Annotated in this window: 23 protein-coding genes; 4 read left to right on the top strand and 19 right to left on the bottom strand. The window is 62.5% G+C overall.

Annotated elements, in window-relative coordinates:
- Window positions 1–28 precede the first annotated feature (28 nt).
- From astD to BHU62_RS10250, 3 genes are read right to left on the bottom strand one after another with little or no spacing between them, the layout of a single operon-like run.
- Window positions 29–1,501, bottom strand: a complete 1,473-nt coding sequence (astD, locus tag BHU62_RS10260; RefSeq protein ID WP_073531967.1) for a succinylglutamate-semialdehyde dehydrogenase — start codon at window positions 1,499–1,501, stop codon at window positions 29–31.
- On the bottom strand, window positions 1,501–2,535 hold the full coding sequence (gene astA, locus BHU62_RS10255) for an arginine N-succinyltransferase (protein ID WP_073531916.1): 1,035 nt from the start codon (window positions 2,533–2,535) through the stop codon (window positions 1,501–1,503). Before astA ends, astD begins: the two co-directional genes overlap by 1 nt.
- Window positions 2,536–2,587: 52 nt before the next feature.
- Window positions 2,588–3,802 carry an aspartate aminotransferase family protein gene (locus BHU62_RS10250; protein ID WP_073531915.1) on the bottom strand — a complete coding sequence of 405 codons (1,215 nt, stop codon included), beginning with the start codon at window positions 3,800–3,802 and terminating at the stop codon, window positions 2,588–2,590.
- Between the two features lie 675 nt (window positions 3,803–4,477).
- Between BHU62_RS10250 and BHU62_RS10245 the strand changes: the two genes are divergently transcribed.
- On the top strand, window positions 4,478–5,452 hold the full coding sequence (locus BHU62_RS10245) for an alpha/beta hydrolase (protein WP_073531914.1): 975 nt from the start codon (window positions 4,478–4,480) through the stop codon (window positions 5,450–5,452).
- Between the two features lie 2 nt (window positions 5,453–5,454).
- Here the strand turns inward: BHU62_RS10245 and BHU62_RS10240 are convergent, their stop codons facing one another.
- The 6 genes from BHU62_RS10240 to BHU62_RS10215 all read right to left on the bottom strand — a co-directional run bounded on the left by BHU62_RS10240 (window position 5,455) and on the right by BHU62_RS10215 (window position 12,617).
- The gene (locus BHU62_RS10240) at window positions 5,455–6,423 is read right to left on the bottom strand and encodes an ABC transporter ATP-binding protein (RefSeq protein ID WP_073531913.1); all 969 of its coding nucleotides are present in this window, start codon (window positions 6,421–6,423) and stop codon (window positions 5,455–5,457) included.
- A complete protein-coding gene (locus BHU62_RS10235; protein WP_073531912.1) occupies window positions 6,413–7,399 on the bottom strand; it encodes an ABC transporter ATP-binding protein in 987 nt (328 codons plus the stop codon). Before BHU62_RS10235 ends, BHU62_RS10240 begins: the two co-directional genes overlap by 11 nt.
- Window positions 7,396–8,346 carry an oligopeptide ABC transporter permease gene (gene opp4C / locus BHU62_RS10230; RefSeq protein ID WP_073531911.1) on the bottom strand — a complete coding sequence of 317 codons (951 nt, stop codon included), beginning with the start codon at window positions 8,344–8,346 and terminating at the stop codon, window positions 7,396–7,398. Before opp4C ends, BHU62_RS10235 begins: the two co-directional genes overlap by 4 nt.
- Window positions 8,347–8,350: 4 nt before the next feature.
- Window positions 8,351–9,307 (bottom strand): ABC transporter permease, encoded by a 957-nt coding sequence (locus BHU62_RS10225; RefSeq protein ID WP_073531910.1) that lies wholly within the window; start codon window positions 9,305–9,307, stop codon window positions 8,351–8,353.
- 48 nt (window positions 9,308–9,355) lie between these two features.
- On the bottom strand, window positions 9,356–11,044 hold the full coding sequence (locus BHU62_RS10220; RefSeq protein ID WP_171971311.1) for an ABC transporter substrate-binding protein: 1,689 nt from the start codon (window positions 11,042–11,044) through the stop codon (window positions 9,356–9,358).
- A 154-nt stretch (window positions 11,045–11,198) separates the two neighbouring features.
- Window positions 11,199–12,617: a PLP-dependent aminotransferase family protein gene (locus BHU62_RS10215; protein ID WP_073531908.1), complete on the bottom strand. Its 1,419-nt coding sequence runs from the start codon at window positions 12,615–12,617 to the stop codon at window positions 11,199–11,201.
- Between the two features lie 144 nt (window positions 12,618–12,761).
- Here BHU62_RS10215 and BHU62_RS10210 point away from each other — a divergent pair, with 144 nt between their 5' ends.
- From BHU62_RS10210 to BHU62_RS10200, 3 genes are read left to right on the top strand one after another with little or no spacing between them, the layout of a single operon-like run.
- The gene (locus BHU62_RS10210; RefSeq protein WP_073531907.1) at window positions 12,762–14,162 is read left to right on the top strand and encodes a cytochrome ubiquinol oxidase subunit I; all 1,401 of its coding nucleotides are present in this window, start codon (window positions 12,762–12,764) and stop codon (window positions 14,160–14,162) included.
- A gap of 2 nt (window positions 14,163–14,164) precedes the next feature.
- Window positions 14,165–15,172, top strand: a complete 1,008-nt coding sequence (gene cydB, locus BHU62_RS10205) for a cytochrome d ubiquinol oxidase subunit II (RefSeq protein ID WP_073531906.1) — start codon at window positions 14,165–14,167, stop codon at window positions 15,170–15,172.
- A gap of 14 nt (window positions 15,173–15,186) precedes the next feature.
- A complete protein-coding gene (locus tag BHU62_RS10200) occupies window positions 15,187–15,339 on the top strand; it encodes a DUF2474 domain-containing protein (RefSeq protein WP_073531905.1) in 153 nt (50 codons plus the stop codon).
- Between the two features lie 179 nt (window positions 15,340–15,518).
- Here the strand turns inward: BHU62_RS10200 and BHU62_RS10195 are convergent, their stop codons facing one another.
- The 10 genes from BHU62_RS10195 to BHU62_RS10150 all read right to left on the bottom strand — a co-directional run bounded on the left by BHU62_RS10195 (window position 15,519) and on the right by BHU62_RS10150 (window position 24,071).
- Window positions 15,519–15,740: a hypothetical protein gene (locus BHU62_RS10195; protein ID WP_073531904.1), complete on the bottom strand. Its 222-nt coding sequence runs from the start codon at window positions 15,738–15,740 to the stop codon at window positions 15,519–15,521.
- Complete coding sequence (locus BHU62_RS10190) at window positions 15,737–15,961, bottom strand: hypothetical protein (RefSeq protein WP_073531903.1); 225 nt, start codon at window positions 15,959–15,961, stop codon at window positions 15,737–15,739. The genes BHU62_RS10195 and BHU62_RS10190 overlap by 4 nt, the downstream gene beginning before the upstream one ends.
- A 106-nt stretch (window positions 15,962–16,067) precedes the next feature.
- Entirely contained in the window at window positions 16,068–17,153 is a 1,086-nt protein-coding gene (locus BHU62_RS10185) for an acyl-CoA desaturase (RefSeq protein ID WP_073531902.1), read from the bottom strand.
- Window positions 17,150–18,232: a fatty acid desaturase family protein gene (locus BHU62_RS10180; protein WP_073531901.1), complete on the bottom strand. Its 1,083-nt coding sequence runs from the start codon at window positions 18,230–18,232 to the stop codon at window positions 17,150–17,152. The genes BHU62_RS10185 and BHU62_RS10180 overlap by 4 nt, the downstream gene beginning before the upstream one ends.
- A complete protein-coding gene (locus BHU62_RS10175; RefSeq protein WP_073531900.1) occupies window positions 18,225–19,358 on the bottom strand; it encodes a sterol desaturase family protein in 1,134 nt (377 codons plus the stop codon). Before BHU62_RS10175 ends, BHU62_RS10180 begins: the two co-directional genes overlap by 8 nt.
- Complete coding sequence (locus BHU62_RS10170; protein ID WP_073531899.1) at window positions 19,355–19,972, bottom strand: phosphatase PAP2 family protein; 618 nt, start codon at window positions 19,970–19,972, stop codon at window positions 19,355–19,357. The genes BHU62_RS10175 and BHU62_RS10170 overlap by 4 nt, the downstream gene beginning before the upstream one ends.
- Window positions 19,969–21,255, bottom strand: a complete 1,287-nt coding sequence (locus BHU62_RS10165) for a F390 synthetase-related protein (RefSeq protein WP_073531898.1) — start codon at window positions 21,253–21,255, stop codon at window positions 19,969–19,971. Before BHU62_RS10165 ends, BHU62_RS10170 begins: the two co-directional genes overlap by 4 nt.
- A complete protein-coding gene (locus BHU62_RS10160) occupies window positions 21,252–22,058 on the bottom strand; it encodes an MBL fold metallo-hydrolase (protein ID WP_073531897.1) in 807 nt (268 codons plus the stop codon). The genes BHU62_RS10165 and BHU62_RS10160 overlap by 4 nt, the downstream gene beginning before the upstream one ends.
- Complete coding sequence (locus tag BHU62_RS10155) at window positions 22,051–23,067, bottom strand: NAD-dependent epimerase/dehydratase family protein (protein WP_073531896.1); 1,017 nt, start codon at window positions 23,065–23,067, stop codon at window positions 22,051–22,053. The genes BHU62_RS10160 and BHU62_RS10155 overlap by 8 nt, the downstream gene beginning before the upstream one ends.
- On the bottom strand, window positions 23,064–24,071 hold the full coding sequence (locus tag BHU62_RS10150; RefSeq protein WP_073531895.1) for a 3-oxoacyl-[acyl-carrier-protein] synthase III C-terminal domain-containing protein: 1,008 nt from the start codon (window positions 24,069–24,071) through the stop codon (window positions 23,064–23,066). Before BHU62_RS10150 ends, BHU62_RS10155 begins: the two co-directional genes overlap by 4 nt.
- Between the last annotated feature and the right edge of the window lie 192 nt (window positions 24,072–24,263).

Raw genomic sequence — 24,263 nt, 5'->3', positions numbered from 1 at the left:
GGCGACGGCATCGCGCCGCCGCAGACGATTAACGGAACGACAAGCCCGGCGAGAGCGTAGCCGGCAGTGACAGGCTTTCGCTTTCCAGCGAAGCCATCGGCCAGGCGCAATAGTCCGCCGCGTAGAAGGCGCTTGGGCGATGGTTGCCGGATGCCCCCACGCCGCCAAACGGTGCCGCGCTGGACGCTCCGGTCAGCGGTTTGTTCCAGTTGACGATGCCGGCGCGCGCTTCGAGCAACAACCGATCGAACAACGCGCGCTGCGGCGACACCAGCCCCACCGACAGGCCATAGCGCGTCCGGTTGGCGAGCTGCAGCGCCTCGTCGAAATCACGGTAACGCACGATGGTGGTCAACGGCCCGAAATACTCTTCGTCCGGTACCCCGGCCACGCCGGTCAGCTCGATAATACCCGGGCTGAGCAGCGAACTGCCCGGCTCCAACAGACGCATTGTCAACAGCGATTTACCGCCCAGTGCCAGCAAGCGCTGCTGCGCTTTCAGCATATTTTCCGCCGCGGCGGACGACACCACGCCGCCCATAAACGGCTGCGGCTCGGCATCCCAACGGCCGACCCGCAGTTCGCCCGCCACCTGTACCAAACGCTCGATGAAAGCGTCGCCTTCCGCCCCCTGCTTCACCAGAATGCGGCGTGAGCAGGTGCAGCGCTGGCCGGCGGAGATAAACGCCGACTGGATAGCCAGGTTGACCGCCGCGTCGCGGTCCTCGAAACCATCGACGATCAGCGCATTGTTGCCGCCCATCTCCAGCGCCAGGATCTTCTCCGGCTGCCCCGCCAATTGGCGATGCAGGTGGTAGCCGGTGCCGGCGCTGCCGGTGAACAGCAGGCCGTCGATATCCGCGCTGGCCGCCAGCGCTTCGCCGGTTTCCCGGCCGCCTTGCACCAGATTGATCACCCCATCCGGCAAACCGGCTTTTAGCCACAGCTTCAGGGTCTCCTCGGCGGTCAACGGCGTCAGCTCACTCGGCTTGAACACCACGCAGTTACCGGCCAACAGCGCTGGCACGATATGGCCGTTCGGCAGATGGCCGGGGAAATTGTAAGGCCCGAATACCGCCAACACGCCGTGCGGACGATGGCGCAATACCGACGCGCCGTCGGCCATCGCCGTCTGGCTGAAGCCGGTGCGCGTCTGATAAGCCTGCAGCGAAATACCCACCTTGCCGATCATCGCCTGAATTTCGGTCAGCGTTTCCCAGCGCGGTTTGCCGGTCTCGCGGCTGATGGTTTCCGCCAGCGACTGTTTGTGTTCTTCCAGCAAGGCGGCGAAGCGCTTTACCAGCTGTTCGCGTTGTTCGAACGGCGTGCGTGCCCAGGCAGGGAACGCGGCGCGCGCGGCCTCGCAGGCGGCGGCGACGTCATCGGCATCGGCGGCGTTGGCGCGCCACAATGGTTGGTTGCCGACCGGGTCGGCCTTAGCGAACTCGGCACCGCGGCCCTGCCGCCAAACGCCGTTAATCAACAGTGCAGGATGAGACATCATGCTTTCTCCTGTGCAATAAGGGGGAGCACCCGCACCGGGCTGCCCTGCTCGACGCCCAGCGCCGCGGCGGTAGCGGCGTTGATATGCAGGCGGTCGTCATACAGATCGGCATTGACCAGCAGTGCGCGGTAATTCTGATAATTGTCATTGGCCACCAGATGCACCGGCGCATCGGCGCGCATCGGCGTGTCATCCAGCACCACTTTCACCAGGCGGCTCTGTTTCACCGCGCGGATGTGGTCGATCTCCGCTTCCAGCGTCGGGCCGCCGTCGAAGATATCGACGTAGCCCTGATAGCTCAGGCCTTCCGCTTCCAGCAACCGGCGTGCCGGCAGGGTTTGCGGATGCACTTCGCCGATCACCTTCTGCGCATCTTCGGCGAGGAAATCGACATACAGCGGGTGTTTCGGCATCAGCTCGGCGATAAACGCCTTTTGCCCGGTGCCGCTCAGGTAGTCCGCCTTGGCGAACTCGATGGAGAAGAAATGGCGCCCGACGCTCTCCCAGAACGGCGAACGGCCATTTTCATCGGAGTAGCCACGCATCTCGGCGATCAGCCGTCGGGAAAAACGCTCGCGGAACGCGGCGATAAACAGGAAACGCACCTTCGACAGCAGCTTGCCGTTCTCGCCATGGCGATAGTCCGGATCGAGGAACAGCGTGCACAGCTCCGAATGGCCGGTATGGTCGTTGCTGAGGAACAGCGTCGGCACCGACTTGTAGACGTTCAGCTGTTTGGAAGCATGCACCTGCGTGCCGACGCGGAAGCTGTACCAGGGCTCCGCCAGGCCCACGGCCACTTCGATCGCGCAAACGCCCACCACCTGCCGGCGCTCGCTGTCTTCCAGCACGAACAAATAACACTGGTCACTTTGCGGAAGTTCGCCTTGCCAGGTTTTTAACGCCCGCTCAATGCGTGCCGACAGGGTATCTTCATTTTGCGGCAGTGAAGTGAGACCGATGCCGGATTTGCCGGCCAGCGTCAGTAAATCGGCCAGATCGCGACGCTCTATAGGGCGAATAATCATCATAATGCGAACCTCTTCTGAATCAGGCTGCGCCGGTGAAGGCGCAGCCCGCTGATTAGCTGCAAATGCGCGCCACGGCACGCGCGAATCGCGCCAGCCCCTCTTTCACATCCTGCTCTGGGATGATCAGCGACGGCGTGAAACGCACCACGTCCGGGCCGGCGATCAGCGCGATAACGCCTTCTTCGTTGGCCAGTTGGGTGATCTGCTTCGCTTTGCCGGCATAGTCTTTCTTCAGTTGGCAGCCGATCAGCAAACCGCCACCGCGAATTTCGGCGAAGATCGGGTACTGGCGGTTGATGTCGTTCAACCCGTCGATAAACCACTGGTGACGCTGTTTGACGCCCTCCAGCACTTCCGGGGTATTGATGATGGAGAACACCGCCCCCGCCACCGCCGTCGCCAGCGGGTTGCCGCCGTAGGTGGTGCCGTGGGTGCCGACGCCCAGCGTTTTCGCCAGCGCATCGGTGGTCAGCATGGCGCCGATCGGGAAGCCGCCGCCCAGCGCTTTGGCGGTGGTCAGCACGTCCGGCACCACGCCGTACTGCATGTAGGCGTACAGGTGGCCGGTACGGCCGACGCCGGTCTGCACTTCGTCGAAGATCAGCAGCGCGTTGTGGCGATCGCACAGCTCACTCAGCCCCTGCAGGAAAGTGGCTTCCGCCGGCAGCACGCCGCCTTCGCCCTGGATCGGCTCGACGATCACCGCACAGGTGCGGTCGTTGATAAGCTCGGCCGCCGCGGCCAGATCGTTGTACGGCGTGTGGGTGATGCCGCCCGGCAGCGGCGCGAAGTCTTGCGAGTATTTCGGTTGGCCGCCGGCGGACACGGTGAACAGCGTGCGGCCGTGGAACGCATTGTTGAACGCCACGATCTGATCTTTACCGGCGCCGTGCTGGTCGTGCGCATATTTGCGCGCCAGTTTCAGCGCCGCTTCGTTGGCTTCGGCGCCCGAGTTACAGAAAAACACCTTGTCGGCGAAGGTCGCGTCGATCAATTTTTTGGCCAGACGCAGCACCGGTTCGTTGGTGTAGCCATTGCCCAGATGCCACAGTTTGCCCGCCTGCTCCACCAGCGCCGCCTTCACCGCCGGGTGTGCATGGCCCAACGCGTTGACCGCGATGCCGCCGGCGAAATCGATGTAGGACTTACCCTGCTGATCCCAAACCTGCGATCCTTCTCCCCGCACCAGAATAAAATCGGCAGGGGCATAAACCGGGACCATCCAGTCATCGAAAGACTGGCGGGTAACTGCGATTGGCTGTTCCATAGTGACCTCATAATCTCAGCAAAGGCTGAATTTTGACTGTAAGGACCGCTCAAGCCCGGCTAGGCCGCCACAACGCAAAAAAACCGCTGTTAAAAACCGACTTTTTCGGCGGAGAAAACGCTGTCTCACACCGCTGTTTTAGAAACAAATCTGTTACATAAAATCGGTTTTTCACTATTTATGGCGTATATCCGGTCCCTGAGCGGGGAGTAAATGTTAACGAGCAGTTAAAATACATGCCGTTTGATAAAGAGTGTAGAGCAGCTATCGTGCCAAAACGGGATTTTTGCCGAATTTTGCCATTTTTTTCGTTAAAACAACGGCTTATACTGCATATTTATTCATTGATTATGCATTGCTAATGAATAAATGAAAAAATAAGGCCTAAAATCATCATTGCGCGCGAAATCCTATTCAATTACGAAAAACTTCAGGATTTCTGATCGCGCTCGCAAAAATAATTTCGCCCGATTTGCGCACCATCACACTTTCCGCCCCAATCCGGTGCAGGGATGCCCCAGCGGTGTGCAACGCCCCCCCGATGAGGGGAGCCCCCCTGAAATACCCATATGAAAACGGTGAATTACCTTCATGCCTCCTCCATCTCACCTTTGCCCGCCAACGACTACACTGTGATCTTGACCGCACTTTTTCTTCTGCGCACAAGGAGTCACCATGTCCAAGAAAACCGTCGATCTCAGCCAGCCTGCCGCCCAGCGCGACATCAGCCAGTTTCTCGCCGCGGGTAACGCCGAGGGCGGCAAACCGCTTGAAGCGTTGAAGGTGAAAGATGCCCGCAAAGTGATGGAAAAATTGCAAAGCAGCGTTGACGTGCCGCTGCGTGAGGTGGAGATCAGCGAGAAAACCATTCACGTAGAAGGTCAGGATATTCTGCTGCAGCTGGTGCGGCCGGCCAGGGCCAAGGAGAAACTGCCGGTATTCATGTTCTTTCACGGCGGCGGCTGGGTGTTGGGGGATTTCCCTACCCATGAACGGTTAGTGCGCGATCTGGTGCATAGCGCCGGCGCGGCGGCGGTGTTCGTCAATTATCCCCGTTCGCCGGAGGTGCATTACCCGGTGGCGATCAATTTGGCTTACGCCGCCACCGAATGGGTGGCCGAGTACGGTGAAAAGATCAACGTTGACGGTACGCGGCTGGCGGTGGTCGGCAACAGCGCCGGCGGCAATATCGCGGCGGTAGTCAGCCTGATGGCCAAAGAAAAAGGCACGCCGGCCCTGCGTTGCCAGATTTTGCTGTGGCCGGTCACCCACGCCAATTTTGATACCGACTCCTATCATCAATTCGCCGAAGGCCATTTCCTGACCCGCAACATGATGAAATGGTTCTGGGACAACTACGCGCCCGATAAGGGGCAGCGCAAAGAGATCTACGCCTCGCCGCTCAACGCCACGCCGGAGCAGTTGCAGGGCCTGCCGCCGGCGCTGGTGCAGACCGCCGAGCTGGACGTGCTGCGCGACGAAGGCGAAGCCTACGCGCGACTGCTCGACGCCGCCGGCGTCGAGGTCACGTCCACCCGCTACAACGGACTGATCCACGACTACGGCCTGCTGAATCAGCTCGCCCACGTCCCGGCGGTGCATTCGGCGATCCACCAGGCCGGGCGCGCGTTAAAGCACTACCTAGCCTGACGCTAGGCCACAACGTGACAGGCCACCCGATGGCCGGGTGCCACGCGGCGCAGCGGCGGTGCCTGTTCACGGCACTGCGCCGTGGCCTGCGGGCAGCGGGGGTGAAAACGGCAGCCGCGCGGCGGGTCGGCGGGATTGGGCGGTTCGCCGCTTGCCGCCCACGGCGGCGAGCGATGCGGATCCAGCGTCGGCACTGCCGCCAACAAGGCCTGCGTGTAGGGATGCAGCGGCTGACGAAACAGCGTATCGCGATCGGCGCTCTCGACAATCTGCCCCAGATACATCACCGCCACATCCTGACACAGGTGCTCCACCACGCCGAGATCGTGTGAAATAAACAGCAGCGTCACCCCCTGCCGTTCCTGCAAGTCGGAAAACAGATTGATGATCTGCGCCTGAATCGACACATCCAGCGCCGATATCGGTTCGTCGGCGACAATAAATTCCGGCTGTAGGATCAGCGCGCGGGCGATGCCGATGCGCTGGCGCTGGCCGCCGGAAAACTCGTGCGGAAACCGCCCGTAATGCTGTGGGGACAACCCGCAGATCGCCAGGGTGTCGAGCACCCGCTCGCGCAGTTCCGCCTTGCTCGCCAGGCCGTGCTGCAACAGCGCTTCGCCGATGGCGTCGCCCACACGCAGGCGCGGGTTCAGCGAGCTGTACGGATCCTGAAACACCAGCTGCATTTTCGGTCGCAGGGCGCGCAACGCATCTTTGCTCAGGCTATCCAACGCCTGCCCTTTGAACATCACCTCGCCGGCGGTTTTGTCGTGCAGGCCGAGCAGCGTACGGCCAACGGTGGTTTTGCCGCTGCCGGACTCGCCCACCAGCCCGAAAATGCGGCCCTTGCGAATGCTGAAGCTGACGTCGTCCACCGCCTTCAGCTGGCCGGTCGTGCGCCCGAACAGCCCGTCGCGCAGCGGGAAATATTTCTTTAATCCTTTCACTTCCACCAGAGGTTCAGTCGACATGCGGGCGCCCTCCGGCATTGAGGAAGCAGGCGGACTGGCGCTGCGGTGTGCCGTACAGCGGCGGGATGCCATCGCGGCAGCGAGCGGAGGCCTGCACGCAGCGCTCGGCAAACGCACAGTGTTCAGGCAAGCGCGCCAAATCCGGCACCTGGCCGGGAATGGAATACAGACGGCGGAGCCGCTGGCCCGGCACCGGCCGCGAGGCGATCAGCCCCTGAGTATAGGGATGCCGCGGCTCGGCCAACAGGTCATCCGTCGCCCCTTGCTCGACGACGCGCCCGGCGTACATCACCGCCAGCCGATCGGCCATCTGGGCGATCACCCCGAGATCGTGGGTGATCAAGATCATCGCCATGTTGTGCCGTCGGCTCTGTTCGCGCAGCAAAGCCAGTATCTGCGCCTGCACCGTGACGTCGAGCGCCGTGGTCGGTTCATCGGCGATCAGCAGCGCCGGGCGGCACCCGATCGCCATGGCGATCATCACGCGCTGCAACATGCCGCCGGAGAGCTGGTGCGGATAGCAGCGCATCAACGCCTCCGCACGCGCCAGCCCCACTTCCGTCAGCCGTTGAACCGCCTGACGCCAGGCCGCTTTCGGCGACAGGGCCAGATGGCGAATCAGCGGCTCCACCAGCTGTTCGCCGAGGGTCAGCACCGGATTGAGCGCGCTCATCGGCTCCTGAAAGATCATCGCCAGCCGATTGCCGCGCAGATCGGCCATCTGCGACGGCCGCAGTTGCAGCAGGTCTTGTCCTTCAAAGCGAATCTCACCGCTGTCGACCTGCGCCAGCGGCTGCGGCAGCAGTCCCATCAGCGCCATGGCGGTCACGCTTTTTCCACAGCCCGACTCGCCGACAATCCCCAGCGTTTGCCCGGCCTGCAGCTCAAGGCTGACCTGCTGCACCGCCCGCACCGGCCCCTGCTCGCCCTGAAACGACACCGACAGCCGATCGAACGTCACCAGCGGTTGACTCATCGTTTTACCCCGTTCATTTTCGGATCGAGCGCGTCCCGCAGGCCGTCGCCCAGAATATTGATCGCCACCACGGTGACGAAGATCGCCAATCCCGGCGGCATCCACAGCCAGGGGCGGCGCTGAAAGTCGATCAGGCTGTTGGCGGCGTCCATCATGTTGCCCCACGATGGCGTCGGCGGCACCACGCCCAGCCCGAGGTAGCTCAGCGCCGATTCGCTGAGGATGGCGTTGGCCACCGCCATCGTGGCCACCACCACCAAAATCGGCACGGTGTTGGGCAGCAGGTGGCCAAAGAGGCGCCGCCGGGTAGAAAGCCCCAGCACCTCGGTGGCCAGCATGAAGTCCCGTTCGCGCAGCGACAGGATCTGGCCGCGCACCAGCCGTGCCAGCGACGGCCATCCCAGCAGGCTCAGCATGATCATCACCATGTAAATGCGGTAGTCCGGCGAGACGTCGAGCTCGGTCAGCATCGCCCCCATGATGATCAGCAGCGGCAGGCCGGGAATGGTCATCAGCAGATCGGCGAAACGCATGATCAGCCGGTCCGTCACGCCGCCCAGATAGCCGGAAAGCGCCCCCAGCAGATACCCCAACGTCACCGACAGCAGCATCGACACCAGACCGATGGTGAGCGATATCCGCCCCGCCAGCAGCAGACGGGTGCAGATATCGCGGCCGAGAAAGTCGGTGCCCAACCAGTGCGCGCCGCTCGGCGCCTGATTGATATTCAGCACATCGCCGGCGTCGTCGCGCCACGGCGACAGCGACGGCCCAATCAGGCACAGCAACGCCAACAGCACCAGCAACGCCAGCGAAATCATCGCCGGCCGGTGGCGGCGCAGCCGTCGCCAGGCCTGCGCGGCGGGCGGCGGTGACAGTTGCGCCAGCGCCGGCAGCTGCGCCTGTCGCCAGCGGCGACGGCGGCCGAAAAACAGCGTAGCCAACATAGCGTTACCTCAAGCGAATGCGCGGATCGGCGTAGGCGTACAGAATGTCCGCCAGCAGATTGCCGAGAATAGTCAGCCCCGCCAGGAACAGCGTGAAGCCCATCAATACCGGGTAATCACGCGCCGCCAGCGAATCGATATGGATATGCCCGGCGCCCGGCCAGTTGAAGATTTTTTCGGTGATCAACGCACCGGAGAACAATCCCGGCAGCTCGAACCCCAGCAGAGTGATGATCGGCAACAGCGCATTGCGCAGCGCGTGTTTGAGGATCACCGTTTTCTCCCTGAGCCCTTTGGCGCGCGCGGTGCGGATATAGTCCATGCGGATCACTTCCAGCATGCTGGCGCGGAAATAACGCGTCAGGCTGCCGGCCTGCAGCATCACCAGCGCCAACACCGGCAACAGCAGGTGCGCCGCCACCTCCAGCGCCCAGGCCAGCCCGCTCGCCTCGCTGCCGGTGCGCAACATGCCGCCCGCCGGCAGCCAGTGCAAATCGACGGCGAACCATTTGATCAGCAACAGGCACAGGAAGAACGTCGGAAACGACATGGCGGCAAACACCACCACGGTGATCAGATGATCGAACAGCGAATAGGGTTTCATCGCCGAAACAACCCCCACCGCCAGCGCGATGCCCCAATACAGCACCATCGCCACCGCCGCCAGCAGGAACGAGTTCCAGATGTATTGGTTCAGCAGCGTGCTGACCGGAATCTGATACTGCAGCGAAAAACCGAGATCGCCCTGCAGCAGCCGGCCGAGCCAGTGCAGATAACGGCTGAACAACGGCTGATCCAGCCCGTACAACGCCCGCAGTTCGGCGGCGCGTTGCGCGGTCAGGTTGATGTTGCCGTCGATAAAGTCGCCGGGTGCCAGGGCGAAGATGCAAAAAATCAGCAATGAAGCCAACAACAGCATCGGGATGGTCTGCAACAGACGGCGCAGGATAAAGTTTCTCATTGCGGTTTCCATCGCCGCCGCCCGGACCGGTGCGGCGGCGTCAAGGCGTTACGGCGCCGGTTTGACGTTCGGCAGGCTACCGACCAACCCGTTGTAGATATCCGGTTTAAAGCCGGTGACGCGCGCGCTGCTGGCGCTCAATATCTCGCGGTTGCCAAGCAAGATCACCGGCGGATCTTCCGCCAGCGCCTGATACAGCTGATGGTATAGCGGCTTACGCTGTTCGATATCCAACGTCGCGTTGGCCCTGGCGATCAGAGAGTCCACCTGCGGGTTGTGATAGCCGGTTTCGCTCTCGCGGCTGATAAAATTACGCACGCCGTCGTGCGGATCGTTCAACGTGCTGGTACTGAGAGACGCCAGGTCGTAATTGCCCGCCTTACGCTGCGCCAGCAGCGCATTGAAATCCAATACCTGCGGTTTCAGCACCACCCCGAGCCGGCGGTAGTTGTCCTTGGCGATCGGCACCAGCGCATCGTTGATCAGCTTTTTGGTTACCAGCAGCGTCAGCTCCAGCTTTTTACCGTCTTTTTGCCGAATGCCGTCAGCGCCCACACGCCAGCCGGCCTCGTCCAGCAGCTTTCCGGCCTTATCGAGATCGTAAGCGTAAGGATTGATGCCGTTAGGATCGTAAGCCCAGGAGATCGGCGAGATCGGCTGGTTGGCGACCTTACCGTATCCCTGGTAGACCACGGCGATCAGCCTTTGCCGATCCAGGCCGTAGATCAGCGCCTGACGTACCCGCTTATCCTGCAGCGCCGGGCGCTTGAGGTTGAAATCGATGCGGCTGTAATCGCTTGAGCTGTAGAGGTTGATATTGGCGAAACCGAGTAGCTTGAGCTGTTCGATATCGTCCGACTTAGCGGTAAAAGCGTCGTAGTCGGTCTCACCGGTCTGGAACAGTTGGAAGTTGGTGGCCGGGTTGGTGACGCGGTAGATAAAGCGCGCCATCGGCGGCGGGCCGAGGTAGAAGTTCGGGTTGGCGTGGAAGCGGATCTCCTGCCCCGGCACGTACCTGTCGTAAACATAAGGGCCGTTGCCGAGCGGCTTGCCGTTGAAGGCGCGCACACCGTCGAGCTTGCCGCGCTGATAGTCTTTGCCGTAGTAAGCCCGCGACAGCACCGGCCCGCCTATCAGCTGTAACGTGGTCGCGCCCGCTTGGGTGGTGACGATCTGTATCGTGCGATCGTCGATCACTTTCAGGCCGCTGATGGCGGCGGCGGTGCCGTTTTTATACTCGGCGCCACCCTGAATATGCGCCGGCGTGATATCGGTGTCGCCGTCATAGGCCGGATCGTGCAGCAGCGTCAGGGTAAAGGCAATATCATCGGCTTTCAGCGGCGAGCCGTCGCTGTAGACCAGGTTCGGCCGCAGTTTAATGGTATAGGTCAGATTATCGGGGCTGACCTGCCAGGACTCCGCCAGCCGCCCTTCCGGCTTGCCCTGGCTGTCCAGGCCAATCAGTCGGCTGAAGATCACGTCGGTCACGTTTTCGTCCCAGCCGTTGGTAAACAGATACGGATTGAAAATGCCCTGCGGCTCCGAGATGCCTGCCACCACGGTATCTTTGCGCAGCTTGGCGGCGGCCGGCACCCGAGCGGCATCGCTGGCCGGCGTGATGCCTTCAACCAGCGTTTCCGCCTGAACGCCGGCGCTCAGGCCCAGCGCGCAGACCAGCGCCAACGGCGTCAGCCGATAGCGCAACAGTTTGTTTAATTTATTTTTTATTCCACTCACCCACAGCCCCTCGTCTTCCCGTTGATAAAAATGTGACAAAATTTATCGCAGAGTAATAGGCGGCTGGATGGCTGTCTAACAACGAAACCGGCATTCCATTGCCGAAAAAAGCATTATGAATTTTTCTGGGGCGAAGCGCCGCGCAAAGCGCGGTTCAGCCTGCCGGCTCCAGCCCCCGAATAAGTTTGGCTAAGGTTTTGATCGCCTCTTCAAAACGATCGCTCCATTCAAAAGAGGCGTTGAGGCGGAAGCAGTGGTTGAAATGGTCGCCGGTGGTAAACATGCGCCCCGGCGCGATACTGATGCCCCGTGAGAGCGCACGCCGATACAGCGCCATCGACGACAGCGCCGGATCCAGCTCCAGCCACAAAAAGAAACCGCCATCGGGTTGGCTGACCTTCACCGTCGGCGGGAAATGGTGGGCGATCGCCTGGCGCATTGCGCTTTGGCGCTGAGCCAGCAGCCGCCGCAGCCGCCGCAGATGGGTGTCGTAGCCACCGTGCAGCAGATAATCCGCCAGCGCCATCTGGGTCGGCACGCTGGTGGAAACGGTGCTCATCAGCTGCAAACGCTGGATCTGTTGCGCATAACGCCCCGCCGCCACCCAGCCGACGCGAAAGCCCGGCGCCAAACATTTGGAAAATGACGAACAGTGCAGGATCTGGCCGCCGCTATCGAGCGCTTTGGCCGGCAACGGCCGTTCGGCGCTGAAGTACAGTTCGCCGTAAACGTCGTCTTCGATCAACGAGATCTGGCGTTCGCGCAGCAGCGCCACCAGGCGCTGTTTGTTGGCCTCCGACATGGTGGCGCCCTGCGGGTTCTGGAAATGGGTCATCAGCCAGCAGGCTTTGATCGGATACTGTTCCACCGCCTGCTGCAGCGCGTCCAGATCGATACCGTCCTGTGGGTGCGTGGCAATCGCCACCGCCTTCAGCCGCAACCGCTCCAGCGCCTGCAGCGCGCCGTAAAACGCCGGCGACTCGATCGCCACATAGTCACCGGGCTGGGTCACCGCCTGCAGGCTGAGGCTGAGCGACTCCATCGCCCCGGCGGTGATAACGATCTCGTCCGGCGCCACCTGCATGCCGCTCAGCGCATAGCGCTGCGCAATGTGCCGCCGCAGTGCGTCGTTGCCCGGCGGCAGGTTGGCCAGCGAACTGTGCGGCGTGAACTTGCGCGCCACGCTGCTCAGCGCCCGCGCCAGCTTCGGCTGGGCGAACAGCGTGGCGTCGGGAAAGGCCGAACCGAAAGGCACGATGTCCGGATCCTTGCAGGCCTGCAGCACGTCGAAAATAAAGGCGTTGATGTCCACCTGCTCGCTCAGCAACAGCTTCTCGCCGCGCGATGGCTGGGGCAGCGGCTGCGGACGCGCCGCCACATAGTAGCCCGACTGCGGCCGGGCGACGATCCACCCCTGGCTCTCCAGCAGTTGGTAAGACTGCACCACCGTCATCAGGCTCAACCCGGCGCGCTTGCCGCTCTCACGCAGCGAAGGCAGCTTGTCGCCCGCCCGCCACACCCGGTTCTGGATCTGTTCTCTAATCTGCTGTGCAAGCTGTTCGTATCGGGTCATAGCTCTTAACTGTTATATGAAAAAGTAAAATAACTGTCACTATTATAGTCACTGTACTTCGTGATTAACTTAACGCCAAGCTTTTCACATAAAAATGACAGCTATACTCAAGAGGTTAATTTATGTTCAACCCTAGGAGGCGCCATGCTGGGTCTTGATGCACTGGAACTCGCCAGAATACAGTTCGCCTTCACCGTGTCTTTCCATATCATTTTCCCCGCCATCACCATCGGTTTAGCCAGCTACCTGGCGGTGCTGGAAGGGTTATGGTTGAAAACGCACAATGAAGCCTACCGTGAGCTCTACCACTTCTGGTCAAAGATTTTCGCCGTCAACTTCGGCATGGGCGTGGTGTCTGGACTGGTGATGGCCTACCAATTCGGCACCAACTGGAGTTTCTTCTCCGAGTTCGCCGGCAGCATTACCGGGCCGTTGCTGACCTATGAAGTGCTGACCGCCTTCTTCCTCGAAGCCGGTTTCCTCGGTGTGATGTTGTTCGGATGGAACCGCGTCGGCCCCGGCCTGCATTTCTTCGCCACCTGCATGGTGGCGCTCGGCACGCTGATCTCCACCTTCTGGATCCTGGCCTCCAACAGCTGGATGCAGACCCCGCAAGGGCATGAAATCATCAACGGCCAAGTGGTGCCGGTCGACTGGCTGAAGGTGATCTTCAACCCGTCCTTCCCGTACCGCCTGCTGCACATGTCTACCGCCGCCTTCCTCTCCTCGGCGTTCTTCGTCGGCGCTTCCGCCGCCTGGCATCTGCTGCGCGGCCGCGATACCCCAGCGATGCGCAAGATGCTGTCGATGGCGATGTGGATGGCGCTGATCGTCGCGCCGGTGCAGGCGCTGATCGGCGATGCGCACGGCCTGAACACCCTGAAACACCAGCCGGCAAAGATCGCCGCCATCGAGGGCCACTGGGAAAACCCGCCGGGCGAAGCCACCCCGCTGATCTTGGTCGGTTGGCCGGACATGCAGCGTGAAGAGACCCGCTTCAAACTGGAGGTGCCTTACCTCGGCAGCCTGATCCTGACGCACAGCCTGACCGAGCAGGTGCCTGCGCTCAAATCCTTCCCGCCGGAGGATCGCCCCAATTCCACCGTGGTGTTCTGGTCGTTCCGCATCATGGTCGGGCTGGGGATGCTGATGATTCTGGCCGGGGTGTGGAGCCTGTGGCTGCGCTGGCGCGGCGGGCTGTATCAGTCGCGTCCATTCCTGTATTTCATCCTGTGGATGGGGCCTTCCGGGCTGCTGGCGCTGCTGGCAGGCTGGTTCACCACCGAGATCGGCCGCCAGCCGTGGGTGGTGTACGGCCTGCTGCGTACCAAGGATGCGGTCTCGGCACACGGCGATCTGCACATGAGCATCAGCCTGCTGGCGTTTATCGTCGTCTACTGCTCGGTGTTCGGCGTGGGCTACTCCTACATGATGCGCCTGATCCGCAAAGGGCCGCAGCCGCATGAACACCAAGAAGACAATACCGAGGGCCGGCCGGCGCGTCCGCTGTCCGCGGTCAACGACACTCTGGACGACAGGAGCTGAACATGGGCATCGATCTTCCGCTGATTTGGTTTGTGATCATCGTGTTCAGCACCATGATGTACGTGGTGATGGACGGTTTCGATTTGGGCATCGGCATCCTGTTTCCGTGGGTGAAAGCGAGCGACGACCGCGATCTGATGATGAACACCGTCGCACCGGTATGGGACGGCAACGAGACCTGGCTGGTGCTGGGCGGCGCGGCGCTGTTCGGTGCCTTCCCGCTGGCCTACGCGGTGATCCTCGACGCGCTGGCGATCCCGCTGACGCTGATGCTGATCGGGTTGATTTTCCGCGGCGTGGCCTTCGAGTTTCGCTTCAAGGCCAAACCGGAGAAACGTCATATCTGGGACAAAGCGTTCATCTGGGGCTCTCTCTTCGCGACCTTCAGCCAGGGTGTGGTGGTGGGCGCGGTGATCAACGGCTTCCCGGTCGAAGGCCGCACCTACGCCGGCGGCGCGTTGGACTGGCTGACGCCGTTCGCGCTGTTCTGCGGGCTGGGGCTGGTGGTGACCTACGCCCTGCTCGGCTGCACCTGGCTGGTGATGAAAACCGCCGGTGACCTGCAGGCGCGCATGTATCACCTGGCGACGCCGCTGCTGGCGATCCTGTTGCTGGTGCTGGCTGCGGTCAGCATCTGGACGCCGATCGCGCATCCGGAAATCGCCGCGCGCTGGTTTACGCTGCCTAACCTGTTCTGGCTGCTGCCGGTGCCGGTGCTGGTGCTGCTCAGCGCCTGGGGGATTCAGCGCGGGGTGAAACGCGGCGCGCACTACTCGCCATTCATGCTGACGCTGCTGCTGGTGTTCCTCGGCCTGAGCGGGCTTGGCATCAGCATCTGGCCAAATCTGATCCCGCCGACCATCAGCCTGTGGGACGCCGCCGCACCACCGCAGAGCCTTGGCTTTATGCTGGTGGGGGCGCTGTTCATCATCCCGATCATTCTGGTCTACACCTTCTGGAGCTACTACGTGTTCCGCGGCAAGATCAGCCATGAGCACGGCTATCACTGAGAAGGGAGGACGCTATGCAAGATAAAACGGCAACCGCCGCCCCGGCGCCCTGGTGGAAACGCATCGGCTGGCTGGTGATCATCTGGAGCGCCAGCGTGCTGGGGCTGTTCGTGGTTGCCTCGCTGTTCCGCCTGCTGATGACCACGGCGGGTATGAAGTCACATTGACATGGCGCCTTATCTGGCCGCGCTGTTGGGAAAGTAGAAGGACACCACCAGCGTGACCAGCGGCAAGGCGCCGATCTTCACCAGCTCGAACGCTTGACTCAGCGCTTCGTTTCTCTCCCAATATCCTCGTCATACTTGAAGTTGCTTCTGTGTTGGCTGCAAGCGTTCACCCCGGTCACTTACCTGAGTAAGCTCCCGGGGATGAGCGCTCTTGCCGCCGGGAAGCAACTCCAATTATTTAGAGGAGCGGCGTGGGCGGCAAATACGCCCACGCTGACCGCGAATATCCCGCACAGCACCTGGCGCGCCAGGCGCAGCCGCTCCATTTCGTCAAAGACCAGCGACGGATCCAAATACAACGTATCAGCATCAACCTGCGGGCGCTCATTTTGCGGTTTCATGGAAAAATCCCCACCACCACGGCGACCGCCTCCAGCCCCTCGTCGCTTTCACGCACGATCCCAAGACGGGAACCGTCCTGTTTCATCCACTCACGGTCGGCAATCGTCATTAAAGAAAATGCCAGGCGAATGACGTCGGTTTTTGCCATCCCGTGACGCCGGGCAATATCGTTCAAACTGTCGTCGATTTCATTGGATAACCGAATCGGCAAACTGCGCATACTCCACCTCCTGTGGCCGTTGATTCACAGGGGGAAAGTCTACTGGAAGGGCAAATATCGTTCAATTAGTGAACTGCGTAACACCTCGCACAATCCGCATGTAACGCTAATGCGGTTTGCGCCCCATCGCGCTGAGGAAGCGCTGCTGCAGGCGCAACAGCTCCTCCAGTTCCAACAGGCGGTAGTCGATGCCGAAACGTGGCGCCACCTCGCCGATGATGCGGCTCAGCGCCGGATAATGGCGGTGGCTCCAGTGCGGGAACAGATGATGCGTCAAATGCAGGTTCGCCCCGCCGAGCCAGTATCCCAGCCAGCGCGGCCGGGTCAGCCAGTCGAAGGTGGTGGCGAACACGTGGTGATACCAGCCGTGCGGCATCGCGCCCTGCGCCGGCGCCTGATAAAAATTGGCCTTGGCCCAGTGGGTGCCGATGATCAACATCACGAACAGCAATGAAGAAAGCATCTGGCTTAGCAAATAGACCAGCAGAATGTGCCCGATGCCGATGGCCGGCGGCAGTAGCCAGCACGGGATCGCCAGCGCCAACAACAGGTGCGCTGCCTTGCCCGCCAGAAACCCGATCCAGCCACGTATACCCTGCTGCGCCATGCGGGCCGCCACCCGGGTTCGGCCCGCCCGATCCAGCCAGTCGAACAGCCAGATGTAGTACGGGAAGGTCAGCGCCGCCACCAGCGGCCAATAGTAACGCTGTGCGCGCATAAACGGCCGCCAGCGCTGGAACGGCGTCTGCCGCAGCACGCCGTTGGCATCGATGTCGGGATCGTAGTGTTCGATATTGTTATGGGCATGGTGGAACAGCACGTGTCGCACGCGCCAGCAGTCGGGATCCAGCCCCAACGGTACGCTCACCAGAGCGTTCAGCCAGCGGTTGGCCCAAGGCCGACGGAAAAACGCGTTGTGCGAGGCGTCGTGCACCACGTTCACCGTCAGGAACATGCCGATAAAGATAAAGCCGAAATAGCAGGCAAAGAACGCCCAGCCGTTTTGCTGCTGCAGGCTTAGCCCGTAACACAGGCCGCACAGCGCCAACAGCAACGCCAGCTTCACCAACATGCCACCGTCGGCGAAGCGGTGATCGCCGTTGGCTGCCAGATAATGCTGAGCCGCCTGCATCAACGCGCGGTGCAACCCGCTGTCGTCGCGCCGATAGGCTAACGGGCGCAGCGGTTTCATGGCTGCCCCATCCGGCGCAAGAAACGCTGCTGTTGCGCCAGCAGTTCGCGATAGCCGATGCAGCGATATGCCATGCCGTGCCGCTGCGCCACTTCCGCCACCGCAGCAGCCAGCGCCGGGTAGTGGCGGTGATTCCAGCCGGGGAACAGATGATGGGTCAGGTGATAGTTCAGCCCGCCGGTCAGGTGCTCTAACCAACGCGGCTCGGGCTGCCAGTCGCAGGCGGTGGCGAAATTGTGCCGGTACCAGCCGTGCGGCATGCTGTCGCCCGCCGGCACCGGGTAAAACTCGGCCTGCGCCCAGTGGGTGCCCAGCAGCAGGAACACCACCAGCAGCGAGGCGCACATCTGGCTAATCGCATAGGCCAGCAGCACCCAGCCCCAACCGATGCCGTGCAGGTGGCACAGGATCAGCGGCACCACCAGCACCAGCGCCACATGGAGCAACTTGCACAGCACGAACAGCGCCCAACCGCCCCGCCCCGCCAGCACGCGTTTCTCCCGCAGCGGCGTTTTACCGCGCCGATCGGACCAATCGAAAATCCAGGCGATGTAGGGAAGCGAAAGCGCGGCGATCAGCGGCCAGTACAGGTGCTGATAGCGCATATGCGGCTGCCAGCGCTGGAACGGCGTCTGGCGGAAAAAGCCGTTCTCTTCGGTGTCCAGATCGTAGTGTTCGACGTTGGCGTAAACATGGTGGTAATCCACGTGCCGCGTGCGCCAGTAGTCCGGATCGACGCCCAGCGGCAGCGTCACCAGCCGCCCCACCAGGCGATTGGCCCAGGGTGCGCGCAAGAAAGCGTTATGCGAAGCGTCGTGATTGACGTTGACGTTGAGCAACATGCCCATGGTCACGAACAAGAAATAGCAGAGGAAAAACGCCCAAGGCTGATGCTGCATCAGGCTCAGGGCATAAAACCCGGCGCACAACGCCAGCAGCAGCGCGGCCTTGGCCAGCCGCGCGGTATCAGCATAGCGATGATCGCCCGCCAGGCAGGCGTGCGCCGCGCGCTTGAGATCGCGGTGAAACGCCTGCTCGCCATCGGCGGGAAAACGCAGCGGCGGCAGTGAGTCAGCCATGCGGTTCCTCCACGGCGGCCGGCGCGGCCACTCGCCCCCAGCCCAGCGTTATGCACAAGGCATGTAGCGCCACAGCGGCCATGGCGAAATGCCAATAGCGCTGCGACCACCCCAGATAGCCGATGAACAGCAGCGGCATGCCCAGCGCGATCAGCAACCAGACGGCGCTCGCCCACGGCCGCCCTTCCGTCATGCCCCCCAGCGCTACCGAGCCCAACGCCAACAGCACCAGCAGCGCCATTTGCGGCCAGCCGACGTCGCCGTAGCCATAACCGTATTGGTAGACGTAACCGACCACCAGCGAGAACAACAGCATTGCGCCGCTGAATACGCTGAGTGCCGAACGGCGGTCGCGTGGCCGGCCCGGCGCAGGGCGCCATGTCATACCTAAATAGCGCAGGAATGGCAGGTTGCTCGCCCAGAACGGGTTGGCGGACGGCCGATCGCCGCTGACGCCGTAGCTGAACGGCGTGGTCGGCAACGCCGGGCAGAAGGTGCCGAACAGTTTGTCCCAGAAGATAAAGCTGCCGCCGAAGTTCTTATTGGAATACGCCATGTCCTTGACGTGGTGCACCCGGTGGTGCGCCGGCGTGACCAGGATTTTTTCCAACACGCCGAGCTTCGGCGTCAGCGCATTATGGTTAAACAGCTGAATGCTGTAGTGAAAAATCGACACCGTGACGAACACCGACAGCGGCACGCCCGCCAGCGCCAGCAGTAAAAAGAACGGGATCGACGTCAACGACGAATACCAGGAGTTGCGCACCCCCAGCGACAAATTAAAGTGCTCGCCCTGATGGTGCACCACGTGCACCGCCCACAGCCCCCGGAAACGGTGGTGCAAGCGATGCAGCCAGTAGAAACCGAAATCCCACGCCAGCAAGGCGAACAGCCACATCAGCAGCGGCGGCCAGGTGTCCAGCAGCCCCAGGCTGAAGTGCGCGGCCACGTAGCCGTAACAGGTGATTTCCAGCCCGCGAAACAGCCACAGCATGATATGGCCGGAGTTCAGGTTGAACACCAGATCGTGCCAGTTGACCGGCTCACTGCGCCCCCACTGCAGCGCCACCGCCTCGGCCACCACGATGAACAGCATGAACACTATCGGCAACGCCAGATCGCTCATCCTATCTCTCCTTTAACAACGTTGCGGCGCAGGGCCGTCACGTGCAGGGCCAACCAGCCGGCGAACAACGCCAGCAGCGCCCCCCCGGCCAAATCGATAAACAAATGGCGACGCAGTTGCAGAATGGAGAAGGCGATCGCCACGCCCCACAGCATCCACAACGCCGTCCGGACTTTGCGCTGCCCGTCGCTCAGCGCCCACACCGCCAGCACCGTCAGCGCCATATGCAACGAAGGCAGGCAGTTTTGCGGCGAATCCACCTGCGTTAACGCCGCCAGCAGCTGCGCGCTGAGCCCGACGCCATTGTTCTGCGGATAGGCCATGGTGGTCGGCCACAGCAGGTAAACGGCCCCAGCGCCCAGCGCGGTCAGCTGCATCGCCAACGTCAACCATTTGATCCGCTGTCGCGGTGCCAGCAAATAGCCCGCCGGGACGATAAGGAAAAAAGACAGATAGAGCCAGATGGCCGTCGGGCTGAACGGGATCCACCGATCGATCGCCAACGGCGGCAACAGGGTTCCCGCCCCCTGTAAGCGATCGGTCACGCTATACACCACCCCGACCGTCCCCCAGCCGAGCAACATGTGCCCTAGCCTGAACAGTGCGTTTTTCATGCGTCCTCCGCCCGGCGCACAATGCGCCGCCGCTTGCGATCGAACTGCGGCAGCACCGCTTGCGCCGTCAACTGCCATTCGAGCCGATCGGTGGCGATACCCTGGCGAGCGAACAGCGCGATCAGCTGCGCCTGGCAATGCGCCAATTCCGCCTGGCTGCAATCGGCGATCAGCGCCAGCCGCTGCTCGCCGTGCTGGATCAGGCGGTAATCGCTGGTGAGCGGCAGCGCATTGGCGATCGTCCGGCTGCAGGCATCGGCGAACACCGCCTGCGGTTGCCGCTGCGCATCGGGCAGCATCAGCTGATCGTCGCGCCGCCCTTCGATGCGGGCGATCGCCCGCGTCGGTTGCCCGCACGGGCACGGCTCCTTGCGCAGCACCAGCACATCGTCCAACCGATAGCGCACGATCGGCTGAGTGCGGCGGGTAAAATCGGTGATCAGCGGCGTAAAACGCTGTTCGTCGATCCACTGCGGCTCAATATGCAGAAACTCTTCGTTGAGATGTAACGTGCCGTGCGTGCAGGTGGCGGCGAGGAAGCCTTCGGTGGCCTGATACACTTCACCGACCGCAGGAAACACCTGCATCAGCAGGCGGCGATCCTGCGCTTCCAATACCTCGGCCACCGAGATCACTTTTTTGACCGGCAGCGTTACCTGCCCGGCCAGCACCGCCAGCGCTAAAGCGCGCAGCACCTGCGCCGGTGCCACGATGATGCTGGGCGCCTGGCGTTCCAGTGCGGGCAGATGCCCGCTGAACGGTGCGAGCAGATCGTAAAACGCCAGGCTCAGCCAACGGTTGTTCACGCTGTGATAGAGATTATTGTCCGCCCGCAGAAACAGCGCGACGCGTTCGCCGGCCGACAACCCGTCCGGCAGCATTTTTGCCAACATGCCGCCGGCCCACACCTGCTGCTCGCGCGGGCTGACGACAAATACGCCGCGCTGCCCGGAAGTGCCGGACGACAACCCGACGCTGTAGCGGCCGATCTTCGGCGTGAAATCACGATCCGCTTCGCTGCGCTGCGCGCAGGCCAGCACCTCATCGCGGCGCAGCCCGGCGGTATTCATCCGGTCGAACTGCGCCATCATCAGCGCCTTGTCCATCTGCGGCCATTCGGTGAACGGCAGGCGGCTGAAGCGGTGAAAATAGGGACTCTTGCTCAACACCCGGCGGGCAAAGCCCGCAAGCTGCCGGGCCTGATGCGCCTCCAGCGCCGCACGATCGCCAAAGCGCAGGCGCCGAGCGCGGAAATAGTGCCAAAGGGTCATGAAGGGGATCACAGGTCCCCCTCGTGGCACAGCAGGATGTTAACCTGGCCGCCCGCCCACAGTTGGTTGAGCCGCTCCAGCGTGCGGGTGTACGCCGACGCGTCGTCCATCACCAGATGGGCCAGGCGCGAAGGCCCGCGCAGCGTCTGGTAGCTCTGCGGCGACCAGGCGGCGTCGCTGGCCAACAGCGTCCAACCGGCATCGGTGAGAATAAAGGCGCCGATATGGCCGGCCGCGTGCCCCGGCAGCGGTACCAGCACGATCTGCCCTTCGCTGCCCGGCAGCGCGTAACCCTGTTCGAACGGCGCCAGCAGCGCGGGCAACGCCACCGCAGGGAAAGCCTCCATAAACTGCAGGCGGCTCTCGAAATCTTCTGGGATCAGGCCGGGAATAAAGGCGCGCTTGAGCGCCGCAAAACCGCGCAGCCCACGGGTTTGCTGCCAGCCCTCGCCGGAGCAAATAAAGTCGAGTTGGCTGAAATCACGCAGCCCGGCGATGTGATCCGCGTGAAAATGCGAAACGATCAGCGCCTGGATGTCGCCTTCGGCGTAACCGGCGGCACGTAGCTGGTACGCCAGCGACTCGGCGGGATCGAAATAGACCGGCGTCATGCGGCGGTAAAGGCTGAACACCCCCGACTGCGTCTGTTGCTGAAAATAATGCGCGTAGCCGGTATCCCACAGCCAGCGGCGCTCCCCCACCTCCAGCAGATAGGCGCGCGCCGGGAATTTACACACCCGGAACCCGGCGCCGCGCAGCGCCATGCAGCCGATATGCGTGCAATAGCCCACTTCAAAAACGGTGACTTTAGCCATGTTGTACGCCCCCTTGCCGCCGCAGCCACTCGCCGGTCAGGCGAATCCCTTCTTCCATCGAGTAACGCGGCCGATAGCCCAGCTCTTCGATCGCGCGGGTCTGGCTCAGGGTCATGTCGAAATGCACCGCCGCCACGCTGTAACGCGTCAGCAGCGGTTCTTTGCCGCTCAGCGTCGCCCACAGCTCCATACCGCCGGCCAGCGCGTGCAGAAGCGGATAAGGCACGGCCTGCAGCCGATAATGCAGCCCCAATTCCTGACGCAGCAACGCATCCAGCATTTCCGCCAGCCGCTGCGGTTGGTGATTGGTGATGTTGTAAACGGCGCCGGACGGCAACCCGCGTTGCCGGCTTGCCAGATCCATCGCGTGCACCACATTGGGGGCAAAGGTCAGATCCAGCAACGCCTGCCCGCCACCGGGCAACCGCAGCACGCCGCGATCGCGTTCGAGCTGCTGCAACAGCCGCGGCACGATCACCCGATCGTGCGGGCCAAACAGGCCGCGCGGCCGCAGAATAATGTAGGTGGTTTGCGGGTAGATCTTCGCCTGCGCCAACAACCGCTGCTCGGCGGCGTGCTTGCTGGCGGCATAGTGATTGGCGAAGCGCCGGGCGCGGTAGCCTTCGTCCAGATCGTAATGCGGCTGAAAATCGAAGTAGATCGCGGGCGTGGAGATATGCACGAAGCGCCGCACGCCACAGCGCCCCGCCGCCTCCGCCAGCCTCTCCGTCGCCGCGGCGTTGATGCGGTGAAACTCCGCCTTGCCGCCCCAGGGAGAAGACTTGGCCGCACAGTGCCATACCCACTCGCAGTCGGCCACCAACTGCCGACATTGCTGCGGCGTGGCCTGCGCCAGATCGAGCGCGTAAAACTCGGCGCCCAGCTGGCGCAACGCGTCGCCGGCACGCTCATCGCGGCCGGTGGCGCGCACCTGATGCCCGGCCTCCAGCAACCACTGCGCCGCGTTGCGCCCCAGCCCGCTGGTCGCCCCGGTGACCAGCACCCTCATGGCAGCAGCACCATGCCGGCCAGCGTCAGCCCGGCGGCGGTGCCGATCAGCATCGTCGGCCGACCGGGGTTGAAGCGCCCGGTGGTCACGGCGGCATGTAGCGCGGTCGGGATCGACGCCGCCACCTGATTGCCGTGATGGCGATAGATATCCACCAGCGCCTCGCTGGAGACGTGCAGCCGCTTGCGCATATGCTCAAGCGACAAATGGCTGGCCTGGTGCGGCACCACGGTGGCGATCTGCGCCAGGGTCAAGCCGCTGGCGCTCAGCAGCCGGTCGAGGTAGTCCTCGATCAGCGCCGACGCCTGCCGGAACAGCGGCTTGCCCTGCATATGAAACAGGAAATCTTGCTCGCACATGCCGGCGCGCGGGTTGCGACGCGTACCGCCGGCGCGGATCTCGCACAGTTCGCTGCCGGCGGGGTAGGTTTCCACCAGGCTGGCGAGGATGCCGCTGGTGCCGTCGCCGCGCTCCACGATGGCGCAGGCGGCGCCGTCACCGAAGATCAGCGACGACTCTTCGTGCTGCCAGTCGATGCCGCGCGAAGCGAGATCCGCCGAAACGATGGCGATACGCCGATAGCTTCCGACGTTCAGCAACCCCGCCGCCACCTGCAGCGCAGAGATAAAGCTGACGCAGCTGCTGTTGATGTCGAAGCCCGGCGTGCCCGGCGCCAGCCCGGCCACCTTGAGAATGTGCGCGGCGCTGCACGGCAACGCCTGCACCGCTATCGCCGAGGCGGAGATCAGCAGGTCGATCGACGAAGCGGGGATCGCGTTGCGGGTCAGCGCATCTTGCAGCGCAGCGGCGGCGAGCTCGGCCTGGCTGGCGTCGTCGGCGGCGTGAAAGCGGTAAACGATGCCCGAGCGTTTTTCAACGTAGCCAGCCGGTTTCCCCAGGCGAGCATCGAGCGTGGTGGAAGCCACGCAGTTTGGCGGCAAAGCGGCCCCGGTGGCGATGACTTTCAGAGGCAGCAACGCCGGTGAGCGAAATTGTGTGGTCATTATTGTTATTGATTAACCTGACTATCCATAAAGCGATTCCCCCGCACGGCGCTATGGCCGCAGCGGATCATCCCCGGTTTTTATATCCCAAAATGCCTGGTATCAAGGCGGTATCTTTTGTTATCGGTTACCACGAGCCGACGTCCGTCGGCGGAAGCATAAGCGTAACATTACTGAGATATTCAGTTTACG

The sequence above is a fragment of the Serratia marcescens genome, assembly GCF_001902635.1.
GTDB lineage: Bacteria > Pseudomonadota > Gammaproteobacteria > Enterobacterales > Enterobacteriaceae > Serratia > Serratia marcescens_F.
Note: the sequence above shows the minus strand (reverse complement) of the source record. Positions and strands in the feature narration are given on the sequence as shown.